Here is a 23,489-nt window from a genome sequence, read left to right as displayed (position 1 = left end):
GGTGGAACGACCCGGGGCCGCGCGGACTCGGCAGATCCGCGCGGCCCCGGGTGTGGTCGTGCTCAGCGACCGGCGAGCAGCCGGTTCACCGCGGTGTCGACGTCCAGGTGCTCGGCCTCCCGGCCGCGCGGGACGACGACGTAGGTCCGGCGCAGGAAGCGCACCAGCACGCTGCGCGGGACCTCGAACAGGGCGTTGCCGTCCGGGGACGACAGCGCGAGCGCGACGAAGTCGCCGCGCGGGGTGGCCCACGGCCAGACCCGGACGTCGCCGATGCCCGCCGGCTCGTCGAGCCCGGTGACCAGCAGCTCGCGGGCGAACGACCAGCTCACCGCCTCGCCGCCGGCCGATTCGGCATGGAACAGGACATGGACCGCATACGGGTCAGCAGGGTCGTAACGCAGGCTGGCACGCACCGGCAAGGCGGTGGCGTCAGGCGCGACGAGCCTTAGCGACGTCTCGACCTCTACGGTCGTCGGTCGGATGACACTCATGGACGTTCTCCCCCCGGCACCGCTGCGGAACGCGCGTGTCCCGCTTTTCCCATACTCAGGTGCTGCTCCTGGCTACGCTCCGCCATACGCTGACTTCACCCAGTGGTGGGAAGGGGGTCGGAAAGCCCTCGGGACCATGGGATCCCGCGTAGAATTTCCGGTTCCGCCCACTCCGTCGTTCCGCCCGGCAACGGGTGGTTCAGTCGTCGACTTACTCCGGTAACGTCCAGTCGTCAGCAGGGGTGACGGTCGCGGGCGACACTGGGGGTGGAAATGGTCACGAGAAGCACCTCCACGGCGACCAGGGCCGCGGCCGATCCGCCGGAGGATGCGGCCCGAACAGCCAGAAATCGGGGGTACGCGGTGCCGGTCGACGGGCGTTCACCACGCGCTCTCACCCCGCGCCGGCAACGAGGCTGGCGAGGCCGCCTCAACACCACGCTCGACCTGATCCGCGCCAACCCCACCGGCCGCGTCGCCCTGAAGATCTTCATCGGCATCCTCGGCGCCCTCGTGGTCACCGTCGGCATCGCGCTGATCCCGCTGCCCGGCCCGGGCTGGCTGCTCGTCATCGCCGGCCTCGGCGTGTGGGCGGTCGAGTTCCACTGGGCCCGCCGGCTGCTCGCCTTCACCCGCCGCCACGTCAACGCCTGGACCCGCTGGGTGACCAGCCGGTCGCTGCCGGTGCGCTTCGTGCTCGGCCTCGTCGGGCTGGTCTTCGTCTCCGTGGTGGTGTGGCTGTCGCTCAAGTACAGCCTCGGCATCGACGTGGTGGCGCGGGCACTGCACTACCTCGCGACGCACTGAGACCCGGTTTTTGGTCCGGGCAGCGGATCGGGTAGAGTCATGCGCGCTGAGGGCGATTAGCTCAGCGGGAGAGCGCTTCGTTCACACCGAAGAGGTCACTGGTTCGATCCCAGTATCGCCCACGCAGGTCAAAGGCCACTTCCCGGGTTCGGGAGGTGGCCTTTCTGCTTGCGTACAGCAGCTTTGTACAGCAGTTCCCGTCAGTGGCTGAGTGAGTCGCCGAGACGCTTGAGTGCGTCTCTCGTCTTTGTCGATGTGACTTGCGTGTAGATCTCCATCGTTACGGCGAAGCGGGCGTGCCGGAGCACCTGCATGGCGACTCTGGGGTGGACGTCGAGGTCGGCCAGGAGGGTGGCGCAGGTTCGCCTGGCGTCGTGGACGGTGATCGGTCTGACGCCTGCCTTCTCGCACCTCGTCTGCCAGGAGCGTTGGAAGTTGCGCGGCTCGATCGGGGTGCCGTATCGGGTGGTGAGGACGAGTCCGCTTTCGTGCCATGCCTTGCCGGCGGCTGCTCTCGCCTCGTCGCGTTGCTCGCTCCGCAGTTTCAGGGCCGTGAGGCAGATGTCGGGCAGGGGGAGGGTCGCGTCGGACGCCTGGGTCTTGGTGTCGCGGTGCAGAAGCTGCCCGCGTACGCGTTGGAGTTGGCGGCCGATGGTCAGCTCTCCCGCGTCGAGGTCGACGTCGTCCCACGTCAGTCCGAGGGCTTCGCCTTTGCGGAGGCCGGTGACGAGGACCAGGGCGTAGGCGGCGTAGAGCGGGTCGTCGTCTGCTTTGGCGGACTCCAGGAACTTCCGTGCCTCGTCGCTCGACCAGGACCTACCCCGGCGGCGGCGGATGGTGGCGAGGGTGATCGGGACGGCGGGGTTCCTGGTGATGAGGTCTTCGGCTTGGGCATGGGTGAGGGCGGCCCGTAGCGCGGCCCGGATGTCGCTGACCGTCCGCGTCGACGGGACGGCCTGGCAGCAGCGGCCGACCGCGCAGCAGCGGCGCTTGTGCTTCGGGCGGGCGGCGTCCTTGCCCTGGGCGCAGCACTGGCAGGCCCGGGCGACCTGGTTGATCCACGTCTGCACGTCGCGGGACTGGAGCCGGTCGAGCCGCTTTCCGCCGAGGCCGGGGGCGATGTAGCGGCGGACGAACGTCTCGTAGGTGGCGTAGGTCAACGGTGCCCGGTTCGGCTGGATGATCTCGGCGAGCCAGTAGGTGAGGAAGCTGCCGACCGTGGGGACGCTGGTCGCCACCGGCCCTTGCTTGGCTTGCTGGTGCAGCTTGATCCACTTGTCGTGGACGGCCTCGCGGGTCTTGCCGTAGACGTACTTGCGGGTGCGCCTGCCGTCGGGCTTGGTGACCCAGACGTAGGCGGCGAAGCCGTTGCGGTACGGGAAGATCGAGCCTTCGCCGTTGGCTCGGGTGCGTCCGGGCATCAGGCGGCCTCCCGGCGTTCGACCTGCTCGCGGATATAGTCGTCGACCCATTCGGGGAGGATGCGGCGGTACTTGCCGTCCTTGATGGAGCGCAGCTCGCCGGTGGCGATCTTCATCTTGACCTTGGAGATGCCGAAGCCGAGCAGGACGGCGACCTCGGCGGGGGAGTACCAGCGGGGGGTGAGGTCTCGGCTCATGCGGCCGCCCCCAGCCACGTCTCGTGGGCGAGTTCTTCCCGTCCGATGCGTCTGCTTTCGCGTCGCTGCCTTGCAGCGGTGTTGGCCAGCAGGGCGTCACCTTCGGTGAGCCAGCCGGAGCCGATGTAGGTGAGGGTGCCGACGGTGATGGTGTCGGTGAGTTCGTCGTCTTCTTCGCGGCGGTAGGTGGCGCGGGTGTCTCGGAGCAGTGCGAAGGTGACGGAGTAGCGGCGGGCTTTGGTGAGGAAGTGGCCGCCGTAGCCGAGCATGTGCGCCCAGCGCCGCAAGCCGCCGTAGACGTTGGGTTTGGTGTCAACGCTGGCTTGACGGTCGTCGGCGGTTGCGGCGCCGCTGCTGGTGTCGGTGGGGGTGGGGCGGCCGAGGTGCCAGCAGGCGTCGATGAGGCGGGCGGTGTGGTCGCCGTCGGGGTCTGCGTAGTCGTCGATGGTGGCCGGGGTGAGGCGGTTGGAGGAGTGGCCGGTGGCTTCGGTGGCCTTGGTGGCGTACTTGGCGAGGTAAGCGGCTACCTTGCCGTCGGTCAGCGCGCCGTCGCTGCTGTTGACGCGTCGGACGTCGACCTGCCCGCCCCATGCGATCAGCCATCCCTGTGGCTGGTCGGGGTGCGGTGGCGTGGTGACGGTGATCTGCCGGGCGGCGGCGTGGATCGCGTCTTCCAGGTCGTCGATGGTGATGCCGTCCGGTGGCGACACGAGGGCGTCCGGGTCGTCGGGGTCGACGCCGTCGAGGCGCAGCAGGACGTGGAAGTGCACCGCTGCGCGGCGCTGCATCTCGGCGACCTTGCCGTGCGACACCCGCACGGGCGGCACCCAGCGGACCTTGCCGGAGGCGGCGACGATGCCGACCTTCGGGATGCCGCGTTGACGGCAGCAGGCGGCGACGTGGCGGTCCAACGCCTGCTTGGTGCGTCGCCACAGCTCGCCGGAGAAGTAGTTCCAGACGACCTGGTGGTCGTGGTCGTAGCAGTCGAGACACAACGGCCGGCCCAGCCGCGGATCGTCGGTGTCGTGGCGGGCGAAGCACGATGTGGGCTGCCCGTGTGGGCAGGTTCTGGCGTTGTTGCGGGCGCGGCAGGGGACGGGGCGGCAGTCGCAGCGCTGCCGGTTGCGGCAGGCGTGGTGGGGGACGTGGCGGTGGTGGACCGGGCCGAAGGACGGGGCGGTGAAGGTGGCGAAGACGACCGGGTGCCGGCCGACCGATGCGGGGACGCCCTTGCCGCCGGTCAGGCCGCGACAGACGACCTGGTAGGCGTCACCCTGGTAGACCCAGGCGCAGTCCGGGCACGCCGATTCGCGGCGGTTACCGCACGCCTTGTAGAGCGTGCGGTCGGGCAGTTCGTCGGTGTGTAGTTGGCTGGTGATGCGGCCGGTGTTCCGGTCGACGGCGGTGATGGTGCCGGCGAGGCGGATCGGGCGGGAGCAGCCGCCGGCGGGGCGGGTGTGTTCCAGCCAGCCGGAGAACTCCGGCGAGTCGGCGCGGTGCAGGACCTGGGCGTCACGGCCGGCGGCGAGGCCGGGGCGGTACGTGGTGAAGATGGCTGTCTCCTCTTGCGGGGGTGGCAGGGACGGGAGACGAAGCACCACCAGCCGTGGACGTGTCCGCTGATGGTGTTCGTCGTGTCTCCTGGCACCGCCGAAAGGGCGGCTGACGCCGGAGGGCGGAATCGTGGTCGTGCCACTTCCCGCCGATGGATCATGTCCTTCACGCTCGTGGACCTGATGAGTGGGACGGCACGGGTGGGGAGCCTGGACTGTCGGCATCCGGCAGGTTGCCGCAGGCTGCCCCCACCCGTGGAGATGTGCGAATCCGGGCCATCGTGGACGGCAGGGAAGACCGTGCTAGGCCGCTCAACGGATTCGGGAGGCCGGCATGGTGGCCGGTGCGATCGAGAGCCGACGGGACGTGGCCCGCATCAGCGGCAGGAAGGCCGCTCAGCATTTCGGAGGTCGAGTCCAGCGGTCCGGCGGGAAGGCCGCGCTGGCGTGATCGACGAGGGCTAGAGTAGCACCGAGTACCGACACGTCAACGTGCCGTGAAACCGCTGTCGAGCCAATCAGGTTCGGCGTTGCCTACAGAGCGATGCGGTTGACGACTGCTCGCTGAACCGGACCGGTGTACTCGGTGAGGCTGAAGCGGCGATGCCCCTCTGTGGGATGCACGGTGACGGCGACGACGCTTTCGTCTTCGAATCGCAGCGTGAAGACGGGGTCGAGTTCGCACAGGAATGCCAACGCCTCGCGGTCTTCGTCGCTCTCGCTGACCAGGCGACCGTCGGCCTCCCAGCAGCCGGTGACGGCGGCAACCACGATGGCCACCTCGACGCTGCCGAGCAGGGTGGAGGAGTTCGCCCACCAGTCCAGCCAGCACCGGCCCTCGAAGCGGTCCATGCCGTCATCCTCCCAGGGCGGGGCCGCCGGCTGTCGCCGGTGTGGGAGGACTTTCTGTACGTCTATCAAGGCGGCCCTGAACGGGCCGCACGCGCCGCCGCGAGGGCGCGCGCCCGTCGCTCCGCTGGCGCTCCGACTCCGGTCACGCAACACGCCCGGCGGCTGGCGCGGAGAGCGAGTAGCCCGGTGGGCCGCCGGATGACGACAGCCGTTGTCTGGTGGGGTCGGGCCGGCAGTCGGCCGGGGCCGCGCGGCGAGCACCGCGCGGCGTAGGGGAGCGCACGCCGGATCCGTCGGTGGCTGCCGGGTCGGTGGCGGGGTTGCGGTTACTGCGCCTCCGGCGGGGGCGCTCCGGCTCCAGGATGGCCGGGGGCCCGTCGGCGGCTTGCGGTCCGTGGGTGGTGGCGGTGAGGAGCCATCCCGCCCACCGTCGACCCGGGCGAGCCGAGCAGACCTCCGCCCGACCCCGCCAGCGTTCGTACGAGGCGTCAAGGCCGTCTTGACGTGGCGGGCCGGGCGGAGGTCCGCTCCCCGGCGGGCGGGTCGACGGCAGACGGGATGGCTGAAGGCAGTTACGTCTCATCGACGGGAATGTCAGGGTCGGGCTGGTTTCTCATTTGCATCAAGGCCTCCTGATAGTCGGCGACCTGCTTAATAATGTCGAGAAGTTCCTGCGGAAAACCCGGTGGAGGGTTTCCGGTTGCAGAAAATACTCGTGCGGCGTTCCGGCCCTTTTCTGTCAGCACGAAGACGGTCTTTTTCGGGTCATGCGGCAGTCGAATCTGTCGCACCAAACCCTTCTTGTATAGTTCCTTGCCGGTGGGCAGAATGCTAAGTCCAGCCCCAAACCGAGACCCCGGTTTTCCGCTTCGTATCTCGTCTTCCGCAAGCAAGGACAGGTAATAAGCCTCGCGCATTGGAATGCCATTCAAGGCACTCCTTGCTGCCTCCATGTCTGAGCCCGTCGGGAACTGGCGCATCAAGCGAATAATCTCAGCGCTTTTTTCTCCACTTTTCGCCGGAGGTGGATAGGCGAGTCCGGGTCTTCCGTTGACGTCCCCCGCCGTACTGGGCGGGCGCACTGGGCGCTGTCGCGGAAAACGAGTGGATGGCGTGGGAGGGTCAAGGCTTTCTATTTCAACTGCCAGCGCCTCCTTGGCTACCGGCTCAGGCAGAGTCCCAGCAAGTACCCGCGATAGCAACTTGTCGCTCATGGTGTGAACGGTCTGGCGTGTGCCCTCCATCTTCTCTTCAATAAGGGTTAGGGCTCTCATCGTTTGCGCATAGACATCTTGAGCCTTCTCCCGCTGATCATTCGCTGATGCGGCCTGCACAATGAACATGATGATTTGAGCAACGAATGCGATTACCGCGAGCGCCAATGCCACGACGGAGAGAGTGTCCACGTCTTTGACGGTTACAACAATCGAAATAACCGCGATTAATGCGACCGAAAAAACAATAGCCGAGATTGCAATATCTCGCCAGGCTACCCGTACCGCACTTTGATGCTCTTTCAACCTTACCCCCGGAGAACGTCATCTAACCGTCAGCGCGCCCGGGGTGCATCATCCTGATGTCAAACTAGATGGGCTGCGCCGTTGGCCAAGACGATCGATCTTACTGTCGATGACAAATCTCCGAAGACAAGTGTCCGGTATCCGCTATCGTCCGGCCCCTGGTGAACCGAGTAGCCCACGGCGGGTGAGTGGCAACCCGGGTGACGACGGGAGCGGATGCGGCTGGACGAGTCAGGACGACTACGGACTGCTTCCGCAGGTCAGCCATGCTGCGAGCGCAGGTTACAGGAGCACGTTGGTTCGTTCGGCACGAAGGAGTCACGCCGTCCGTGCGCGAGGCCGGCGAAGCGTGGTCTCCACGTGGGCATCGGGACGATGGTGACTACGAGGCATACTCGCATCTGTGGAACTGGTGCCCGCGATGTCCTCCCAGCCACCCTGGTGGGCTGTACCGGTCGTCGCAGGCATCTTTGCCGTGGGCGGCGTGACCGTCTCCCAGCTAGTGACCATGTTCCTGGACGCACGGCGGGCTCGCAGGGAAGATTCGGTCCGATGGCACGCCGAACGGCGTCGAATTTACGCTTTGTTCGCTGCCAAAATTGGAAGACACATAGTGCACTTTTCCCTGAAGTGGGATGACCATCAGACGACCTGGACGGATCTTGCGGACGCGATTGAAGAGATTGACGCAGTGCGTGTTGAGGTAGATCTCATCGGCTCCAAGCCGGTACGCGACGCCGCTGACATGCTGTGGGAGGGGTTAGCAAAAGGCGGCGATTATTTGCTTTCAGAGGATGATGCGAGCGAACTGACCGTGGATGAGTTTTTGAGGGATACCCGTGCGCTGCTCAAAGATTTCGTGGAAGCAGCTCGCGCGGAACTTGGCGTGCACTGACGGCGACCGTCCGAAGCCCAACGGGAAATGATCGGCGCGCACCCCAGCCTGCGCACGAGCGGTGACCAGTGCCGAGGACGGCGAGCTGCGGCGGACCGGTTCGGGGCACACAGGGGGCACAAGACACCGTCAAACGTCGGCAACCAGTCAGTAGCGACGGCAACCCACGATGGGGCTCGGCCGGCGTGCCGACAAGACCGGCGCAGGTCACGACCGAGCCGGTCAAAGTTCCGCTTCAACGTCTGACCGTCCGCTCATGGTATTACGTGCCGTTTAGCCTAATCTTGCCCTTTGCCCCTTGCTCCGGCGGGTCACCATCTTGTTTATGGAGGCGTTGACGGCTCTCTTTGGCGCGGTCGTAGGTGGCTTGCTAGTCCTGATCGGGGAGATTCTCCGTCGCCGATCAGAGCGGCGAGACCGCGCGGTAGACAGGCTCCTCGCTGCAAGCGCCGACTTCGCCATGGTCATCAACAGAACATCTGGCGAGATGATCGATGCCAGGCTTCGCCAACTGCCTCGGCCTGGCTCGGCCCTCCGTGCCGAGCGCCACGAGGCAACCACCCAGTTCTTCATGACGCCAGCACCGTCAGAGCTGCACGACGCAGGTCGTCGGCTTGCTTACGCCTACCACGATCTGTACGACCACTTCGACGAAGACGACGGCTGGGCCGAGGCATGGGACAACTACCGGGCTTCCATCCGGCAGTTCGAGGCGGCCGTAAGAGCTGTGGCGCGTCTCGGCTTCGGCTTACGGCGCTACGGTGACGGCAGCTTGCGTCACCGCAAAGGCAGGGCGGGTGACGAGCCCTCGCCGTCGATTCGACCTTACGGTTGGCGGCGAGGCAGCGGGAGCGGCACCAGCATGCTCAGCGACTTGGGTGACTAGCTGGGTGACAGAAGGACAGAACTTGGCTGGATGCCGGTGGCCGTCAACGGACGAGTGCACAAGCGAGAGTTTGCAACAGCCGCAGGTCGACGGGCACTGCCGACAGCAACGATGACAGCAACGGTCCTGGACGGCGACGGTGGTCGGCGGGTGTGCGTGGGCGGTCGTCCGAGGCGGCGGACGCGGACGGACTCAGCCGGACCGAGCGCCCAGAACTTACAAGCGAGGGGTCAAGGGCTCCCTAGCCAGCAGCGACCTAAGTCGCCGACGTGTTGTAGCGATCAAGCGTCGCCTTAGACGTTGAGGCATCGCGGAAGACGAGTTCCCACGGGCCGGTGTTCACGTCCATGTCCTTGCCGAAGCCGATCCACTTTCCGGCCATCCGTCGGCCGGTTGGCTCGGCGATGAGTTGGATCGCCCCGTGGTACCGGGCGCCCCGGTAGTAGCCCGTGGGGTCGGTCTGCTCGACCCAGGTGCCGGTGACGACGGCACCGTCCACGGTCAGGTCGAGCGAGAGAGAGGATGACGCCGAGCCGGGCAGGCTGCGCGCGGTGAGCCGATCGCCGTGCTGGAGCAGCACCACGAAGTGTTGTCCGGCGAAGGAGTCTCCCCGGCCGCTGGAGTAGAACTGGTAGCGGCTGAGCCACACGCCTTCGTAGGACTGGTGGGTCGTGGTGGGCTTGGACGTCGGTGTCGGCGTGGCCAGGCTGGAAACGGGAGAGCTCAGGTCATGGCCCCCGTGTTCGTCGTCGGCGACATGCCCGCCGGGCACTGCGTCGAAGCCCAGCAGTGAGATGGGCAGCCCGGTGACGACCTCCAGCGCGCGGGCGTAGACGGGGCGAGGCGCGGCGATTGCGCCGGACTCCCATCGCTGGACGAGTCTCTTGTTGGCGTCGTTGGGCTCGCCGACGCGGTGGCCGGCGGCCTGGAGCGCGCGAGCGAAGTCGTCCTGGCTCATGCGCATTCCGGTGCGGACGGCCCGTAGGGCGGTATTGGGGGCAGCCATGGCTGTCACCATAGCGCCGTGTCGCCTTAATGTCGCCGGCTAGGTGGCCTGATTGTCGATGCTTGTGCCGTCGCGACAGGTGACATTCCGGCGTCACTGTGGATCCGCGACGGTCGACGTGCCGCCGCTTCTACTGGCGGAGGGCTGGGGATGCCACGAAAGGGCGACGAGTCGGCGGTGAGTCGGGGTGAGCAGATCGAGGCGGCTGAGCGGGAGGCGGCGAAGCGGCGGCTTCTCGCCCAGGCGGAGGCGGAACGGATTCCTGTGGAGGAGACCACCCGGGCGGTGCCGGATCGGCGGTGGCGTCGTGGGCAGCGTTGAGGTGTTGCCGGTCGGGCGGCGGGTGGCGTACTGGCGGGGCCGGCGAAGGTTGTCGCAGCAGGTGTTCGCCGACCGGCTGGGCAAGTCGAAGAGTTGGGTGGACAAGGTCGAGCGGGGCGTGCGGCGGCTGGACAAGCTGTCGACGCTTCAGGAGATCGCCCGTGTCCTCCGTATCGACACGGCCGCGCTTGTCGGCCAGGACGCGGCACCGGTGCAGGCGAAGGGTCGCGCGGACGGCGTCGAGCGGATCAGAGCGGCGTTGGCCCGTTACGAGATCCCGTTGGGCAAACTGGCAGGCGGCCCGGTGGTTCCGGTGGATCGGATGCTGCGGGATGTGGGATACGCGTGGACGACGTTTCGGTACGCCCGCTATCCGCAGGTGGTCGACCTGGCGCCGGACCTGCTCGCCAACGCGCAGCGCACCTATGTTCACGATCGGGGCTCGGGTCGCGGGCCGTTGGTCGAGGCGTATCGGGTCACCGCCGCTCTGCTGGTCAAGCTCGGCGACGCCGAGCTGGCGTGGCTGGCCGTCGATCGGGCGATGCTCGCCGCCACCGGCGACCGGGAACTGGTGGCCGCGGCAGCCGTCCAGCTCGGCCAGGTGTTGCGCGCGCTCGGCCGGGCTCGGGAGGCGAAGTCGGTGATGCTCTCTGCCGCGTACCGGATCGCTCCACCCGTGCTTGAGTACGGCAGGCCAGCGGAGTTGTCCTTGTGCGGGACCCTGCTCATCCAAGCCAGCCTGGCGGCGGCGCAGGACGGCAACGAGTCCGCCGCCGGCGAATTGCTCAACGAGGCCGCCGGCATGGCGGCGCAGGTCGGCGACGGGTGCGACCATCACCGCACCGCTTTCGGTCCGACCGCCGTCGACGTGGCTCGCGCCGCCGTGGCCGTGGAGAACGGCGACACCGACGAGGCGATTGCCTGGCACGAGAAGGCCGCCGCGAGGGCCGGCTGGCGGTGGCTACCCGCCGAACACCGCGCCGCGCACCTGCTCGACATGGCCCGCGCCTACACGCACTCCGGGGACGTGAGCAATGCGGCTCGCATGCTGACCGAGGCCGAACGCACCGCGCCGGCCGAGATCACGTGCCGGCCTGTCGCCCGCGCCATCCTCGCCGAGGTTGCCCGCGACCCGCGCGCCCCGACCACGATCGCCAAGCTCGCCGGCACGCTCGGGGTCGGCTGAGCAGCGCTACACGAGGACGGAAAGTACAGCAGTGAAGTACAGCAACCGTGCCAGCCGAACCAGGCCGAGAAGCGCGTCAGCAGGCCGGTTGACCTCGCATCGAGCCCGATTCGACCCGCTCGCCGAGAGTTCACACCGAAGAGGTCACTGGTTCGATCCCAGTATCGCCCACCATAAATATCTGCAGGTAGCGAGCCCGTAACCGGAACCACCGGTAACGGGCTTTCGCGTTGTTGCCCCTAAATTGGGAGCAGATTGGGAGCAGCACCAACCGGCTCGCAGGGCGGCTGGTTGATGGTCGCCGCGCTGACCTGGGGCTCGCTGGCGTTGGAGTTCGCGCTCGTGCTCGGCCTGTTCGCGCCTCGCCGCCGGCGGGCTGGCGCCGCGCCTGGGTATCGCCGTCCTGGTGGGACTCTGGAGCTTCGGGCTGGCGATGTTCGCGGTCCTGGTGCTGTACCTGCGGTCGGTCGATCTGCTGTTCCCGGTACCTCGACCGGTACGCGCGAGCCCTTGTCCTGGCCGGGCAGATCCGACGGGCGACCTCACCACGCATCACCGCGCTGCCACCTACCCGGGCAGTGACTCGTCGGACCTGACGCCATCACGCGCAGCGCGGTAACCGCCGACCGATTGCAGGTCGTTGTTGGCGAAGCTCGTTGTCGCTGGACGGGCGGCGTTATCAGGTCCGCTCCAACGCGTGGGGCAGCAAGTGCACAATGGTCGACGAGGCCGGAACCGTGGTCGCCTCGGCCGATCGGGTGGGCCGCAGGCGGTGGACCGTCGAGGCGGGCGGGCGGGTAGACCTACCAGTTCCGGCGGCCAGGCGCAGCCGATGCAGCCCGCCGGTGGCCTAGACGGAGTCGGCGGGGCACAGGCCGGTGGTGGTGGCGTAGCCGCGCCCCCCAGCGGACCACCCGGTCCTCAGCCCAGGCGAAGGGCGAGACCGGTCGACGCGTCGAGGACCGGGACGGCGACGTGGTCGGACAATCGCCAGGAAGGTCTATCCGCCACCTCGGATCCTCCTCGCCCGGCGAGGCGCCCTGGTCGGCTTGGGAATTAGTGATAAACCCGGTCACTGTGCGAAGACACCGATGTTTCCCTCGATCCAGATGGCTCGGCCTGCCAGCCTGCTGATTCGCCATCGCTCGCCTTCGCGGCGCAGCTCGAACTCGTAGGTTCCGCCGTTGTGCCACAGCCGTCCGCCCGGCACGTCGTCGCGTCGTAGCCAAGCCAGCACGTTCGCCGTCGCGGTGGCGGTATCGCCCGTCACATCGGCGATCACCCCGGTGACCACGTGCTGTGTGCCATCCAGCACGCCAAGCTCCCGTCGCCACCGATCTACCTGCTCGGAGCCGGATAGAGTTTCTGCTTCGCCGCCGCTCATCGCGGTGTAGTCAACGACCACGGTGTCGGAGAACGTCGTCACCAGAGCGTCCCAGTCCCGGCGGTCGACGTACCAGGCGTACTCGGTGATGACCCGCTGGATGGCGAACTGGTCCATGAGTTCCTCTTGATGCATGTCATAACTCCTCTTTGTGGTGGCTGGGGTGGAGGTGCGGCCGATGATGCCGTCGTCACGGTCGTCGGCCGTTTTGAAGTCGAGGATCGCGCTGACGGTGGTCGCAGCCAATCAACGAGGGTGGTTACCAGGCCGACCTGGGCCGGACGGCAGTCTGGCGAGGATGTGGTGAAGGCTCACCGCGACTCGAGGCGCCCCTCCACCAACAGGTTGGTTGGCGTCGAAGGGTGCGTAGGGCCGGGCCGGCCACCCGGCCGCCGGCCGCTCGACTGTCAGACGCCGAGGCGATCCAGCCGGACCGCTGCGCTGGGCGACCTGCGCCGTCTCATCCGTGACTCGGACACCCGGAACCGCACGACTGTCGCCTCTTCAGGGGTGGCAGGGACCGGAGACAAATTGATCCGCGAACCGGGCGACCTCACCGCGCTCCCGGCGGCCGTCGATGTCCTCACCGACACGCTGCTGTCCCACCTGTCTTCCGAGGAGCACCGGATCATCGAGCCGCAAACCCGGTACGGCTTCTTCCGCGGCCAGGTGTGACGAACCCGCGGCAAGGGGGCGCCGCCGATCCATGGTCGCCGGCGCCCCCTTCGGTGCCGCGGTCCCGGGTGTGCTGCCGTGGCTGGCCGTTGTCGCACCGCCCGCCCAGGGCGGCGGTGTGGAGCTGTCAGTCGAAGAAGGCCGTGGTCAGGTCCTCGCCCATCGCGGAGAGGGCGACCAGCGGGTTCCAGAAGTCGACGTAGTGGACGATCTTCCCGTCCTTGGTGCGGACGACGTTGATGTACTGCTGGTCGTAGCGCTTGCCGGTGGGAATCGCGATTCCCTCCGCCCGGAACTCGGCGATGACCAGCTCCGGGTCTGTCGTCTCGTGGAACTGCGGTTCAGTGAAGGTGACGGAGAAGACCTCGGGGAAGTGCTGGATGTAGTCGAACAGGTCGCTCTTGCCGCTGGCGCGCGAGCGCACGCCGGCCGGTGCGAACGGGTGCTCGATGGTTCCGTTTTCGGCGAACAACTCGACCCACTCCCGCACCCGGCCGGCGGCCAGCAGTTCGAGGTGGCGACGGAAGACGTCCTGGGCGGCGCGGCGCAGGTCGGCAGCGGTGGCTTCCTGGATATCGGACATGGCGATACTCCTTGGCGGCGGCGGCGGCGGCCGTCGTCGTGTGACGACCGCACGGTACGATGATTCGGACCGTCGGTCCGCTTAGAAATATACGGACCGCTGGTCCGGATTGCAAATGGCGCGGGAGGCCGGCATGGAACACGAGCGCAAGCAGCGGGTCGACGCGGTGCGCAACCGAGGAGTGGTGCTGCAGGCGGCGGCCCGGCTCTTCGACGCGGCGGACGATCCGGAACGGGTCTCGATGAGCGACATCGCCGCCGCCGCTGGGGTCGGCAAAGGCACCCTGTTCAGAGGTTTCGGTGACCGGCTCGGCCTGATCCTGGCCCTCGTGGAACAGCGCAACGCGAGCTTGTACGCCGACTTCACCGCCCGGATGGCCGCCGGGGCGGCAACCCCCGCCGAACGTGTCCTGAGCGCCCTCTACGCCCTGCTGACCTTCAAAACGGAGAACAGGGCGTTGATGCTCGCGCTCGAAAACGGCGGCAACGGCAGCCCGTACGCCACCGTCATGTACGACCAGTGGCATGCGCAGTTGGCCGGCATCGTCGCGGAGGCACGTGGGCCCCACGACGCGCCCTTCCTGGCTCACGCGTTGCTGGCTGCCGTCCGTAGTGACCTGATCGAGTACCTGCGCGACGAACCCGACCGCGTCCGCAGCGGCCTCGCCGCCCTCACCCGGGCGATAGTCGCCTGACTCCTGGTGGGCGGGCCCTTGCTCCGACCGATCTCAGCGACAGATTTCTCTTCGCTCGTGGATGGGTGGTAGAGGGGTTTCCTGTGGAGGGTTCGGCGTCGTGGCGAAGGCGGGTTGGACGGGCAGGGTGGTCGGCATGCCGCTCCTGCCGCAGCCCAACGACCTGACATCGCTGATCCTGCGCACTGATTTCACCGACGACAGGGCCTGGTTCTGGGGTTCCTCCGGCGACTAAGTCGCTGCGAGTAGCCGGTCGCGGCGGTGCCCGGCTCAAGATCAGGTGGACGGATCCGCCGCGCTTGGCGCCGCCCATCCACTGCCGTCCGCGACGTCGAAGTAGGTATCGTCTCGCTGTGGATCAGCTGACGAGCCTCGGCGAAGCGTTGGTGGGTCATCGGCTGGCCAGTGTCACGCGTCTGGCCTGGCATCAACCAGGCGAGCCGGTCGAGCTGGTCAAGAGCAATGTGGGGTTAGTACATCTCGTCTTCGATGGCGGCTGCGGCTTCCTCCGGATGGCCGAAGCGACTGGACGCTGCGATGTACGGAAACCGCGCCAGGCGACGTAGCTTGGCTCGCCACGTACGACTACGACTGGGATGGGGCGCGGTGGCTTCCTCGGGATGCCTCGGCGGAAGCGCCATTCGGCGCTGTGATCGGAAAGTCGCTGACTGATTGGGCGGCGGTCCTCAACGAGGTCAATGAGTTGGTCGGCATTGACCTCGAGTTCGAAGGCGAAAGAGTCAACCTCCGACTGTGGGAGGGCGAGCTTACGACCTAGCCGCAGTGGATCGTCCGGATCTGCCGCCGAGCGTGTGCGCCGCTTCCCGGCGCACGCTATGTGTTGGTACGCCAGTTCCGCCACACCTGCGGGCACTCGTAGCTTGATGAGAGGGCGCCGCCGAACAGTACCCACTGCCGTAGCAAGTCTCCGGTTGCCGGCGTCAACCGGTGGTGGGCGGTCCTTGACGGGTCACTTTCAATTTGCAAGTATGCCGCCATGAGCCTGTTCATCACCTGCCCGGTCGAGAGCGTGCAGCGCGCGACCGCCTTCTACACCTCTCTCGGCTGGACGCTCAACGCCGAGATGTCGGATCACAACGTGTCGTGCTTCGCGATCGCCCCCGAGCAGTACGTCATGCTCGGCAGCCGTGAGATGTACGCGAGCGTCGGCGGCGTCGAGGACCTGGTGGGCGGACGGGACACTCCCTCCAAGGTGACCGTCTCGTTCGATCTTGGGAGCCGCGAGGCGGTCGACGCGCTCGTCGAGCGGGCCGGCGCCGCCGGCGGACGGATCGGCGACACCGACGACTACCCCTTCATGTACCAGCGCCAGTTCGATGACCTCGATGGCTACCACTACTCACCGTTCTGGATGAAGCCGAGCACCGATCCGGTCGGGTGAGCGACCTTGCCGCGGCACTCGACATCGTCGGCAGCCGCTGGGCACTGCTCATCGTGGAGCGGCTGCTTGACGGACCGCAGCGCTACGGCGACCTGCAACGCGACCTCGGAGCGCCGACGAACATGCTCGCGACCCGCCTGCGCGAGCTCGAGGCGGCCGGCGTGCTGTCCCGTCTTCCACTTCGGCACAACACACGTGCATACGCGCTGACGGAGCGCGGGCTCGCACTACGAGAGGCAATCATCGCGCTCGGACGCTGGGGTGCCGAAGGGGCGTAACCCGGCCCCATGGAACCAGGTCAACGCCGGGCCATCACCTAGCGGCCACGTCGAGGCCTGGCGCCCACCATCCGCGCATGCCGCAGACAGCGGGTGTCGATGTCGAGTTCCGTTAGGTTGAGGCGTCCACGGCGGAGATTCAGGCGTGCCGCATAGCATCGGCTGCCTCAATCACCTTGCTCAACTGCTTACTGCTGAGCAGCCGGGTATGCCAGGCCAGCGCGGCGATCTCCGCGCTCGCTGGATGTACCCGCGCGTCCTCGACGACCGGCCCGATTCCCGTCAGCGCCACCATGTCGCCGGGCGGATAGCCGAGCAGATGCGCGAACGCCGTCACGTACTGCGGGGTGATGATCACCTTGCCCGGGCCCAGCATCGCGACCGTGGAGTCGGAGACGTACGGACCGTCTCCCATAACCTGGAGGATCTGGGCGTTTTGTGGGCGCATATTGCGGTTGCGCAGCAGGCGCAGCAGCAGCGCTCCAGGGGTGTCCGGGTAGTCGTCGGCCGACTGGGACCCATCCGGCGGCTGCACCGGCAGGGACCTGACCAGCGCCTTCAACCGGTTCCGCTGGTCTGCGTCCATCCGGGCGGCGCGTCGGACGACCGAACCCACATCCCACGGCGACGTGGGCCAGGCCGAGGCCAGGTCATCCGGCACCGGCAGCCCAGCGATGACGAAAAGGTCGGCGGTATGGATACGGAGTGCCGGCGCCAGTTTCCGGACGAGGTCTGGTCTCGGCGCAGCGTTGTTGTCGATGACCGCAGCGAGCTCATCACTTGGGACACCCGCCTCCCGGGTCAGGACGGCCCCCATCTGCTCGATCGACGTGTCAAACGTAGGCCGCCGCTGCGACAACAGGCGCCACAACCGCACGCCGAACGGTGAATCTCCCACGACGTGCGACCGTACCGTCCGCTGGCCCACGTTGCTGGCGCCTGAAACGGCGACAACATCCGCTCATGCCGCCGACCGGGCGCAACGTTCGGTCGCGCCTGTCGTATGCGTGATGGCGTGCAGCTGGCCGGGGCGTTCATGCACCGTCGTGGCCTGGAAAGATCGCTGCGGGAGGTAAAACCATTGCCGTACACCTGGGTTTCGTCCGCTGGTGGACCGCTGCTCGTCGCTCCGCGATCGATGCTGTCGCTGTGGACCGGTGCGGATAGCACGGATGGTCCCGTGGAGACGTGGGGGGACTACGGCCGGGCGTGCGCGATCGACGGTTACGTTGGCGTGGTAGCCATAGGTCAGCGGCAGGCGCTTGTCCTGGGTGACGAGCCGGCAGCAACGACATATCTATCAGCGGAACGGCTGTTACTGCGGTGGGCGGCGGCGTACGAGGAAGACGACCTGGTGAGTGCTGCACGCCGAGCGGTACGTGATGGCGTGAGCTGGGACGCGGATGAGGATGTCCGCTGGGTGGTGGAGGGGCCAGTCGTGGTGTTTGATTCGGCGTGGCCCGGAGCGGAGTTGGAGCCCGACAACCACCTCGTGATCGATCTACGTCCGGGCGAGTACCGCGTCCGTGCGACATACCACGCCGATGGTGACAACTGGATGATCCTCGTTCAGCTTCAGCCCGTGCCATGAACTCACGCAGCAGGAGATAGGGGCGGGCTTGATCAGGGCATCCGAATCTGCCGCTGATAAGGCGCGGCATTCCTGAGTGTCCCGTTGGCAGTCCTCTGAACAGGACTTACTGCACGGTGACCTCTTCGGCGTGCCGGAAGCTTCAGTACCCGTGGCTCGAGTTCGCAGGGCGACGACATCCGCTCATGTCGAAGGGCGGGCGTTCGACTACCGACAGATCTCGCCGACCCTCCACGGCCGCCCGCCCGGAGAACACGTAAGCCAGAGCCGCCGGATACTCCAGAAGTGCCGCGTCCAGCTCCGGCGTCAGCAGCGCGCAGACGATCAGCGATGCCCGCAGGGACAAGAGGCCGGGTCGGCGGCCGGCTCTACTCAGCGGTCCTGTGCCGAAATCAGGTCGAGGTCGCGGACGCAGAAGCCGTGGTGCTCGAAGGTCTCGTTGAGCACCGTGCGGAGGCACTGCCGCACCGAGCGGCCCCGGGCGTACGGCGGCCAGACATCGTCGTCGGGCACCGGCGCTCGCGCGGCTAGTTGTACCGCGGTGACCTTGTCGAGCCAGGCCTCCAGCTCGGCGGCCTGTGCGTCACGTACGCTCACTATCTCGTCCAGGGCCGGGTCGGACGAGAGGTCAAGCCCGTGCGCTCCGCCGTAGGGTTCGACGCTCGTCCCGATGCCCATCGGCGTGAACAGCTGTGTCGAGCCCAGGCAGCAGCGGCGGAACCACGAGTCGTGGACGAAGACCAGGTGGCGCAAGGTCTGCACCGCTGACCACTCGTCGTTCACGCTGCGGCGCTCGATGCCGGGCGTCTGGCGGATCCGCTCGATCGTGGCGGCCCAGCCGGTATGGAGCTGTCGTGCTGCCTCGCGCAGGTCGGCAGGGTCCTCGGAGCGGATCAGCGCCCGTACCGGATGGCGCCGGTCGAGCTCTGCTTCGACGTACTGCGTGACTTCGACACCGTTCACCACGAGGTTGGTGACCAACCCGTCGATCACGACATCTTGCATGACGACACCGATCAGGCGCGCCTTGGTCAGATCACACTCGCGGAACTCCGCACCGTGCAGATCCTCGTCGACATATCGCGTCATGCCCCACACATTAGGGCCGCACACCGACAAGCCAGCCTCGGCTCGGCTGCACTCCGTGATCTCCCCGCCAACTGCACGGCGGCCAATGGCGAGCCATGACGCGTCGTGACGCACATCCGAGGCGGCCGGATGCACGGTCATGCCGCTGATGGTGCGCGGTCAACAAGCGAGGACCGGGCAGTCGTTCCGGCGTCGATCAGATCGCCTTCCGTGGCGCGCCTGGCCGCAGGGCGTCGAGGTCCCGTTCGGCGAACTGCCGGTGGTGCCACTCCTCGTTCAGGACGATCAGCAGGCACTCGCGTACCGGGAAGCTTTCCGGCGGCGGCCAGCCGGTCCCCTCGACGGGCTCGGTGTAGCCGGCCAGGGACTCGTCGGTCAGGCCGTCGAACACCCTGCGCACGGTGGCCATCCGTTCGCGGCGCAGCGCCAGGACCTCCTCGAGCGAGGGACGGGCCTCGCGGTCCCGCGGGATCCCTGGGGTGCCCGGCATCTCGTCCCATGGCAGGTCGAGCGGGTCCCACGGTGAGGGGTCGCCCAGGATTGCCCGCCGTACCCACGCGTCGGTAGCGAACACCAAGTGACGCAGGGTCTCGATGAACGACCACTCGCCGTCCACCGAGTCGTGAAGCAGCCCGGGGTCCAGGCCGCGAGCCCGCTCGACGGTGCCGTCCCAGAGTCGCTCGACGGTGCCCCACGCTTCCCGGAAGCCGTCAGGGTCGGTGGGGCGCATCCTGGCCCGATCGGTGTCGCGCCGGTCGAGTTCCGCATTGACCAGAGGCGCGACGTCGACCCCGTTGACCACAAGGTTCTGGATCTCACCGTCGATGCGAGCGTCAACCAGCTCGACGCCGCGCATCACCACCCCACTCAAGTCGACGCTGCGGAACCGGGCGCGGGACCCCGCCCTGCGACAGGCGTCGTACCAAGCGCGGCCCAGACGAGTTTCACGCACGTAGCCGATGAGTGAGCGCCTTCGCCCGGCTTTCGGTTTTGACGCAGTCTTCGTTTAGCTCATCGAAGAGCGTGCGCGGAATCGCCCTGCCCGATCGGCTGACCAGTGATGGTTAGCGGCTCCCGCGAATTCCGTCGCGGCTGTCCGGCATTCTCGGTACGGTGGCCCCTTTCCGCAGCCCTGGACGACGAGGAGCAACCCGGCCACGATGACGGATCCGGCACCGGCTGTTTGGTACTACGAGGCACCGAGTACGGTCATTGGCGCCCTTCAGCACGGGCTCGGCCGTGGCGCGCACCGAGCACTGCGCGACCCGGCAGGGGCGGAGGCGGTGTTCGCGTGCGTAAAGCGTGACCATCGCTGGGACTGGATGGTCGATGAACGCGCCTTGTATCTTGCCCGGCTGGTCCGTGACCTTGGGATGCCGATACCTCCACTGCTGATGCTGCTGCGCGACCACCCCTCGGACAACGATGACAACACCTTCGACAACACGCTCGAGATGCTCGAGGTGTTGGGCCGCTCAAGTGCTCAGCATGCAATAGACGGTCTGCGCCAGTACGTCCACGACGGTCCGCGATGGACGAAAGTGCTCCAGACGATAGCCAGGGACTGGCCCCGCGAGCTGTGGGACGACCTACTACCGGTCGCGCGGACCCGGCTCGGGCGGGGTGACGGGGCCGACACGGCGCTCTGGCGCAGCCGGCCGTGGCCGGACTGGGCCACCGTGGACGAGTCGATTGCGGCCCGGTTAGAGGATTTCCAGCCCAGATCGGCACCGCCGAGACCGTTCGAACAGCGCGGGACCAAGGACCTGCTGACCCTGCTGCGGACCGGCGGGACCGATCGGCAGAAAGCCGTGCTTCGCGAACTCAACCACCGGGGCCCTCAGCCGGACCTGCTCACCATCGCCGAGGACCTGCCCGTCACCGAGCTGTACGGGCAACTCGGTCGTGCCATCGGGATGCTCGGCAGGCGGGCGCTTGCCCTGGCCCGGGCCTGGGCCACGCCGCCGGTCCACCCGATGGTCTGGACGGCGTACCTGGTGCTTGCCGAGCACGGCGAAGACGGCGACCTTCCCGCCTTGTTCGCGGCCTGGGAATGGTTGGACCGCAGGACCCACGACCGTTGCGGATACGACGCCCTCGCCGCCGGCATTGCCCGCATCGGCGGCGCGGCCGCGCAGGCCGCGGTGCCCCGGCTACGCCGCGCCTGGTTCAGTCCCCACAGCTTTGAACGAGCCGCGTACCTCCGCGCCGTCACTGCCCTCGACCCCGATGCCGCGCGCTGGCTGCTCCGCGAAGGCTTGTGGGACTGCGAAAGCGACGTGCGAAAGTTCGCCGCTGAACACGCGCCGCTCGACGACACGACCCGCGACCAACTGCGCTACCTCCGCGACGACCCGATGGAGACAACCGAGGTACGCGCGACCGCCAGGCGCCGGCTCGGCTTCTAACGGTGTTCACCTGAGGTTTGACGAATCGACCGGACCACCCGTTAGAGGTTCGCCGTTGGGCTCACCACAGGACGTCCGCGCCCTCTCAGCGCGCCGGACACCAGACGACGGACGGGGACATGGCGATGCCTCCGGGTGGAATATGCTGCGCCGGCACTGACGGGGGAGGGTGACATGCGACGGTGGCGGCTACGGGTGGCGGTGGCCGTGTTGGCCGTGGCCGTGGCGGCGATGGCGGGGTGCGGGGCGCCGGCCGGGTTGGACGGCGACCTGACCGACGATTGGCGGCTTGCCGGGGCGGCTGTGCAGTTCACCCCGAAGGTGGGCGACTGCCACACGATCCCCAACGCGTCGAGTTACCTGACCAGCTACCAGCCGGTCGACTGCACCCGGCAGCACCTACTGGAGACCTTCTACCTGGGCACGTTCACCGGCGCGGTGGCCGAACGGGAAGCCCCGCCGTCGGTGGGCTCGGCGGTGCTGCGGCCGGCGTTCGCCGAGTGCGACGCGAAGGCGACCGCGTTCGTCGGTGGCGACTGGCGGGGCGCTCGCCTGACGGTGCAGGTCGCGCCGCCGTCTCCGGGCGGGTGGGAGGGTGGCAGTCGTTGGTTCCGGTGCGACATCTTCGAGCTGGACACGGCCGACGGCGGTTCCGCGCAGCGGCATCCGGACGATCACCCGGTGCAGCACACCGGCAGCCTGCGGGACGCGCTGAAGGGCCCGTCGCCGCTGGCCTTCGGATGCCTGAACGAGGACCGGTACGGCTCCTTCGAGCAGGCCGGTTGCACCCGGCCGCACACGTTCGAGTACGTCGGCTCGTGGACGGCACCCGGCACCGCGTACGGGGACGCGGGCCGCGACGAGGACGGCGTGCACGCGAAGTGCCGGGTCCTCGTGGCCCGGTACGCGAAGGTCCCGGTCGACGGCAGGCTGCGCTACCGGACGGGCACCTCGTTCCTGGTGCCCTCCGCGGAGGCGTGGGCGCGCGGTGACCGGGGGATCCGCTGTTTCTACTGGTCGGGGGGTTCGAAGGTGAGCCGTTCGATCAAGGGCGGTGGCACGAAGGCGCTATCCGTCCGCTGAACGCGGTGCGCCGGCGGAGACGGGCGGGAAATCGGGTGAGCCGAGCCGAGAGCCACGAAGGCTCGGCCATTGCTGCATCGTTCGCTCATGCCGAAGAGCGGATACGGAACGCCTGCCGCCGCCGGTCAAATCAGACGTGTCAGCATGACGTCCGTGGATCACTACGGGCTTTTGCGGCGAGCCGCGACCGACGCGGGCTTCACCGAAACCGAGACGGCGACGTTCGCCGAGCTGCTGCGCTTCGCCATCTGGACAAATCAGCAGTACAACGGCGAGATCGCGGCGCATTCGCGGCCCGCCGACCTGCTCGTCGGCCAGGCCGGCGGCCTGCCGCAGCTGCCGGTCGGCATGCCGTGGCCCACCGACCCGGAGGGCTACCCGCTGCCGTTCATCGCGTCCTTCGACTGTGCTGCGCTGCCGCGGGTCGAGCGCCTGCCGCTACCGCCGGACGGCTCCCTGCTGGTGTTCCTGCATCACGAAGAGGACTACGACCTCTGTGAGCGCAGCGAGGAGCAGCAGTACGGGCGGCTGCTACATGTAGGGGTCGGCACGGAGACCACGGCGCAGCTGCCGGCCGACCACGCTGACCATCCCTACTACGCGGACCGTGACTTCATCGCCCCCGAGCAGGACCTTTTCGCTGTCGTGCACGCCGACCTGCCCTCGTGGTTGGCCGCGGAGGATGCGGACCTGTCCACCTGTCAGCAGCAGCTGGCGCGCGACATGCCGCACCGCCGGGAACTGTGTGCCCTGGTCGACCGGCTCTGGCCGGCCGCCAACTTCGCCGCCTTCCAGTTCGGCGGCTACTCGTGGCACACCGGCGGCAAGTCCTACGGCCACCTGTACGACGATCCTGAGCTGGAGATGGCGGAGAAGAAGCTTCGAGGCCGCCTGCCCGGCATCGACCGCACCGAGGAGGCCTTCCTCGTGGAACAGGAGTTGCAGAGGGTCCGCCGGGAGTGGCTCCCGTTGGTGCAGTTCCGGACCCGGGACGACGTCTACTTCGGTCGCTTCATGATCCGTGTCGACGACCTCGCCGCCCAGCGGTTCGACCGCGCTGTCTCCTGGACCGAGTTCACCGAGTGAGCGAGGACAGGTGTTGCTCTTCGGATTGCCGGTGCCTGCCTCCGGACATGCCGATGAGCGGGCACCCCGACCAGCGTG

The 23,489-nt window shown here is 67.7% G+C and carries 26 protein-coding genes and 1 tRNA gene; 15 read left to right on the top strand and 12 right to left on the bottom strand.

What is annotated here, in order from left to right:
* Window positions 1-62 precede the first annotated feature (62 nt).
* The gene (locus tag O7598_RS20685; RefSeq protein WP_007457244.1) at window positions 63-494 is read right to left on the bottom strand and encodes an SsgA family sporulation/cell division regulator; all 432 of its coding nucleotides are present in this window, start codon (window positions 492-494) and stop codon (window positions 63-65) included.
* A gap of 273 nt (window positions 495-767) precedes the next feature.
* Here O7598_RS20685 and O7598_RS20680 point away from each other — a divergent pair, with 273 nt between their 5' ends.
* Both O7598_RS20680 and O7598_RS20675 read left to right on the top strand, forming a co-directional pair.
* A complete protein-coding gene (locus tag O7598_RS20680) occupies window positions 768-1,301 on the top strand; it encodes a TIGR02611 family protein (RefSeq protein ID WP_269692976.1) in 534 nt (177 codons plus the stop codon).
* 50 nt (window positions 1,302-1,351) lie between these two features.
* A tRNA-Val gene (locus O7598_RS20675) sits at window positions 1,352-1,423 on the top strand.
* A gap of 78 nt (window positions 1,424-1,501) precedes the next feature.
* Here the strand turns inward: O7598_RS20675 and O7598_RS20670 are convergent.
* From O7598_RS20670 to O7598_RS20650, 5 genes are all read right to left on the bottom strand, one after another.
* Entirely contained in the window at window positions 1,502-2,722 is a 1,221-nt protein-coding gene (locus O7598_RS20670) for a tyrosine-type recombinase/integrase (RefSeq protein ID WP_269692975.1), read from the bottom strand.
* Window positions 2,722-2,919: an excisionase family DNA-binding protein gene (locus O7598_RS20665; protein ID WP_269692974.1), complete on the bottom strand. Its 198-nt coding sequence runs from the start codon at window positions 2,917-2,919 to the stop codon at window positions 2,722-2,724. Before O7598_RS20665 ends, O7598_RS20670 begins: the two co-directional genes overlap by 1 nt.
* The gene (locus O7598_RS20660; RefSeq protein ID WP_269694920.1) at window positions 2,916-4,472 is read right to left on the bottom strand and encodes a replication initiator; all 1,557 of its coding nucleotides are present in this window, start codon (window positions 4,470-4,472) and stop codon (window positions 2,916-2,918) included. Before O7598_RS20660 ends, O7598_RS20665 begins: the two co-directional genes overlap by 4 nt.
* A 534-nt stretch (window positions 4,473-5,006) precedes the next feature.
* A complete protein-coding gene (locus O7598_RS20655) occupies window positions 5,007-5,324 on the bottom strand; it encodes a hypothetical protein (RefSeq protein ID WP_269692973.1) in 318 nt (105 codons plus the stop codon).
* Window positions 5,325-5,896: 572 nt separating this feature from the next.
* The gene (locus O7598_RS20650; protein ID WP_269692972.1) at window positions 5,897-6,844 is read right to left on the bottom strand and encodes a hypothetical protein; all 948 of its coding nucleotides are present in this window, start codon (window positions 6,842-6,844) and stop codon (window positions 5,897-5,899) included.
* 403 nt (window positions 6,845-7,247) lie between these two features.
* On the opposite strand from O7598_RS20650, the gene O7598_RS20645 reads away from it, so the two are divergent.
* Both O7598_RS20645 and O7598_RS20640 read left to right on the top strand, forming a co-directional pair.
* Window positions 7,248-7,739, top strand: coding sequence for a hypothetical protein (locus tag O7598_RS20645; RefSeq protein ID WP_269692971.1), 492 nt, complete (start codon window positions 7,248-7,250; stop codon window positions 7,737-7,739).
* A 325-nt stretch (window positions 7,740-8,064) separates the two neighbouring features.
* Window positions 8,065-8,625: a hypothetical protein gene (locus tag O7598_RS20640; RefSeq protein WP_269692970.1), complete on the top strand. Its 561-nt coding sequence runs from the start codon at window positions 8,065-8,067 to the stop codon at window positions 8,623-8,625.
* A 256-nt stretch (window positions 8,626-8,881) separates the two neighbouring features.
* Here the strand turns inward: O7598_RS20640 and O7598_RS20635 are convergent, their stop codons facing one another.
* Window positions 8,882-9,643, bottom strand: a complete 762-nt coding sequence (locus tag O7598_RS20635) for a helix-turn-helix domain-containing protein (protein ID WP_442929874.1) — start codon at window positions 9,641-9,643, stop codon at window positions 8,882-8,884.
* Window positions 9,644-9,781: 138 nt separating this feature from the next.
* Between O7598_RS20635 and O7598_RS20630 the strand changes: the two genes are divergently transcribed.
* Both O7598_RS20630 and O7598_RS20625 read left to right on the top strand, forming a co-directional pair.
* Complete coding sequence (locus O7598_RS20630; protein WP_269692969.1) at window positions 9,782-9,952, top strand: hypothetical protein; 171 nt, start codon at window positions 9,782-9,784, stop codon at window positions 9,950-9,952.
* Window positions 9,939-11,138 carry a helix-turn-helix domain-containing protein gene (locus O7598_RS20625; RefSeq protein ID WP_269692968.1) on the top strand — a complete coding sequence of 400 codons (1,200 nt, stop codon included), beginning with the start codon at window positions 9,939-9,941 and terminating at the stop codon, window positions 11,136-11,138. Before O7598_RS20630 ends, O7598_RS20625 begins: the two co-directional genes overlap by 14 nt.
* A 1,072-nt stretch (window positions 11,139-12,210) precedes the next feature.
* On the opposite strand, the gene O7598_RS20620 is transcribed toward O7598_RS20625, so the two are convergent.
* Window positions 12,211-12,768 (bottom strand): nuclear transport factor 2 family protein, encoded by a 558-nt coding sequence (locus O7598_RS20620; RefSeq protein ID WP_269692967.1) that lies wholly within the window; start codon window positions 12,766-12,768, stop codon window positions 12,211-12,213.
* Window positions 12,769-13,053: 285 nt separating this feature from the next.
* Here O7598_RS20620 and O7598_RS20615 point away from each other — a divergent pair, with 285 nt between their 5' ends.
* Window positions 13,054-13,197 (top strand): hypothetical protein, encoded by a 144-nt coding sequence (locus O7598_RS20615; protein WP_269692966.1) that lies wholly within the window; start codon window positions 13,054-13,056, stop codon window positions 13,195-13,197.
* 127 nt (window positions 13,198-13,324) lie between these two features.
* On the opposite strand, the gene O7598_RS20610 is transcribed toward O7598_RS20615, so the two are convergent.
* On the bottom strand, window positions 13,325-13,780 hold the full coding sequence (locus tag O7598_RS20610) for a nuclear transport factor 2 family protein (protein ID WP_269692965.1): 456 nt from the start codon (window positions 13,778-13,780) through the stop codon (window positions 13,325-13,327).
* 133 nt (window positions 13,781-13,913) lie between these two features.
* Between O7598_RS20610 and O7598_RS20605 the strand changes: the two genes are divergently transcribed.
* The 4 genes from O7598_RS20605 to O7598_RS20590 all read left to right on the top strand — a co-directional run bounded on the left by O7598_RS20605 (window position 13,914) and on the right by O7598_RS20590 (window position 16,154).
* Complete coding sequence (locus O7598_RS20605; protein WP_269692964.1) at window positions 13,914-14,474, top strand: TetR/AcrR family transcriptional regulator; 561 nt, start codon at window positions 13,914-13,916, stop codon at window positions 14,472-14,474.
* 353 nt (window positions 14,475-14,827) lie between these two features.
* Entirely contained in the window at window positions 14,828-15,040 is a 213-nt protein-coding gene (locus O7598_RS20600) for a hypothetical protein (protein WP_269692963.1), read from the top strand.
* 431 nt (window positions 15,041-15,471) lie between these two features.
* Window positions 15,472-15,876, top strand: coding sequence for a VOC family protein (locus O7598_RS20595; protein ID WP_269692962.1), 405 nt, complete (start codon window positions 15,472-15,474; stop codon window positions 15,874-15,876).
* Entirely contained in the window at window positions 15,873-16,154 is a 282-nt protein-coding gene (locus O7598_RS20590) for a winged helix-turn-helix transcriptional regulator (RefSeq protein WP_269692961.1), read from the top strand. Before O7598_RS20595 ends, O7598_RS20590 begins: the two co-directional genes overlap by 4 nt.
* 139 nt (window positions 16,155-16,293) lie before the next feature.
* Here O7598_RS20590 and O7598_RS20585 read toward each other — a convergent pair whose 3' ends face one another.
* Window positions 16,294-17,052, bottom strand: a complete 759-nt coding sequence (locus O7598_RS20585; protein WP_269692960.1) for an XRE family transcriptional regulator — start codon at window positions 17,050-17,052, stop codon at window positions 16,294-16,296.
* A 105-nt stretch (window positions 17,053-17,157) separates the two neighbouring features.
* On the opposite strand from O7598_RS20585, the gene O7598_RS20580 reads away from it, so the two are divergent.
* Window positions 17,158-17,745, top strand: coding sequence for an immunity 21 family protein (locus tag O7598_RS20580; RefSeq protein WP_332367379.1), 588 nt, complete (start codon window positions 17,158-17,160; stop codon window positions 17,743-17,745).
* Window positions 17,746-18,117: 372 nt separating this feature from the next.
* Here the strand turns inward: O7598_RS20580 and O7598_RS20575 are convergent, their stop codons facing one another.
* Both O7598_RS20575 and O7598_RS20570 read right to left on the bottom strand, forming a co-directional pair.
* On the bottom strand, window positions 18,118-18,975 hold the full coding sequence (locus O7598_RS20575) for a DinB family protein (RefSeq protein ID WP_269692959.1): 858 nt from the start codon (window positions 18,973-18,975) through the stop codon (window positions 18,118-18,120).
* Between the two features lie 55 nt (window positions 18,976-19,030).
* The gene (locus tag O7598_RS20570) at window positions 19,031-19,690 is read right to left on the bottom strand and encodes a DinB family protein (RefSeq protein ID WP_269692958.1); all 660 of its coding nucleotides are present in this window, start codon (window positions 19,688-19,690) and stop codon (window positions 19,031-19,033) included.
* 304 nt (window positions 19,691-19,994) lie between these two features.
* On the opposite strand from O7598_RS20570, the gene O7598_RS20565 reads away from it, so the two are divergent.
* The 3 genes from O7598_RS20565 (at window position 19,995) to O7598_RS20555 (ending at window position 23,411) form a co-directional block, all read left to right on the top strand.
* Window positions 19,995-21,242, top strand: a complete 1,248-nt coding sequence (locus O7598_RS20565) for a hypothetical protein (RefSeq protein WP_269692957.1) — start codon at window positions 19,995-19,997, stop codon at window positions 21,240-21,242.
* A 174-nt stretch (window positions 21,243-21,416) separates the two neighbouring features.
* A complete protein-coding gene (locus tag O7598_RS20560) occupies window positions 21,417-22,325 on the top strand; it encodes a septum formation family protein (protein ID WP_269692956.1) in 909 nt (302 codons plus the stop codon).
* A gap of 87 nt (window positions 22,326-22,412) precedes the next feature.
* On the top strand, window positions 22,413-23,411 hold the full coding sequence (locus O7598_RS20555; RefSeq protein ID WP_269692955.1) for a DUF1963 domain-containing protein: 999 nt from the start codon (window positions 22,413-22,415) through the stop codon (window positions 23,409-23,411).
* Window positions 23,412-23,489: the final 78 nt, after the last annotated feature.

The organism is Micromonospora sp. WMMC241, from assembly GCF_027460165.1.
Taxonomy (GTDB): Bacteria; Actinomycetota; Actinomycetes; order Mycobacteriales; family Micromonosporaceae; genus Micromonospora; species Micromonospora humi.
This window is presented reverse-complemented; position numbering and strand designations above follow the sequence as displayed.

Excerpts from the sequence above, each read along its gene's own strand:
- O7598_RS20580 (WP_332367379.1), top strand. The coding sequence starts at position 17,158 with ATGCGTGATGGCGTGCAGCTGGCCGGGGCGTTCATGCACCGTCGTGGC.
- O7598_RS20685 (WP_007457244.1), bottom strand. The coding sequence starts at position 494 with ATGAGTGTCATCCGACCGACGACCGTAGAGGTCGAGACGTCGCTAAGG.
- O7598_RS20570 (WP_269692958.1), bottom strand. The coding sequence starts at position 19,690 with ATGCGCGGCGTCGAGCTGGTTGACGCTCGCATCGACGGTGAGATCCAG.
- O7598_RS20575 (WP_269692959.1), bottom strand. The coding sequence starts at position 18,975 with ATGACCGTGCATCCGGCCGCCTCGGATGTGCGTCACGACGCGTCATGG.
- O7598_RS20630 (WP_269692969.1), top strand. The coding sequence starts at position 9,782 with ATGCCACGAAAGGGCGACGAGTCGGCGGTGAGTCGGGGTGAGCAGATC.
- O7598_RS20610 (WP_269692965.1), bottom strand. The coding sequence starts at position 13,780 with ATGTCCGATATCCAGGAAGCCACCGCTGCCGACCTGCGCCGCGCCGCC.
- O7598_RS20555 (WP_269692955.1), top strand. The coding sequence starts at position 22,413 with ATGCCGAAGAGCGGATACGGAACGCCTGCCGCCGCCGGTCAAATCAGA.
- O7598_RS20605 (WP_269692964.1), top strand. The coding sequence starts at position 13,914 with ATGGAACACGAGCGCAAGCAGCGGGTCGACGCGGTGCGCAACCGAGGA.
- O7598_RS20560 (WP_269692956.1), top strand. The coding sequence starts at position 21,417 with ATGCGACGGTGGCGGCTACGGGTGGCGGTGGCCGTGTTGGCCGTGGCC.
- O7598_RS20680 (WP_269692976.1), top strand. The coding sequence starts at position 768 with ATGGTCACGAGAAGCACCTCCACGGCGACCAGGGCCGCGGCCGATCCG.
- O7598_RS20635 (WP_442929874.1), bottom strand. The coding sequence starts at position 9,643 with ATGGTGACAGCCATGGCTGCCCCCAATACCGCCCTACGGGCCGTCCGC.
- O7598_RS20655 (WP_269692973.1), bottom strand. The coding sequence starts at position 5,324 with ATGGACCGCTTCGAGGGCCGGTGCTGGCTGGACTGGTGGGCGAACTCC.
- O7598_RS20665 (WP_269692974.1), bottom strand. The coding sequence starts at position 2,919 with ATGAGCCGAGACCTCACCCCCCGCTGGTACTCCCCCGCCGAGGTCGCC.
- O7598_RS20640 (WP_269692970.1), top strand. The coding sequence starts at position 8,065 with ATGGAGGCGTTGACGGCTCTCTTTGGCGCGGTCGTAGGTGGCTTGCTA.
- O7598_RS20565 (WP_269692957.1), top strand. The coding sequence starts at position 19,995 with ATGACGGATCCGGCACCGGCTGTTTGGTACTACGAGGCACCGAGTACG.
- O7598_RS20670 (WP_269692975.1), bottom strand. The coding sequence starts at position 2,722 with ATGCCCGGACGCACCCGAGCCAACGGCGAAGGCTCGATCTTCCCGTAC.
- O7598_RS20595 (WP_269692962.1), top strand. The coding sequence starts at position 15,472 with ATGAGCCTGTTCATCACCTGCCCGGTCGAGAGCGTGCAGCGCGCGACC.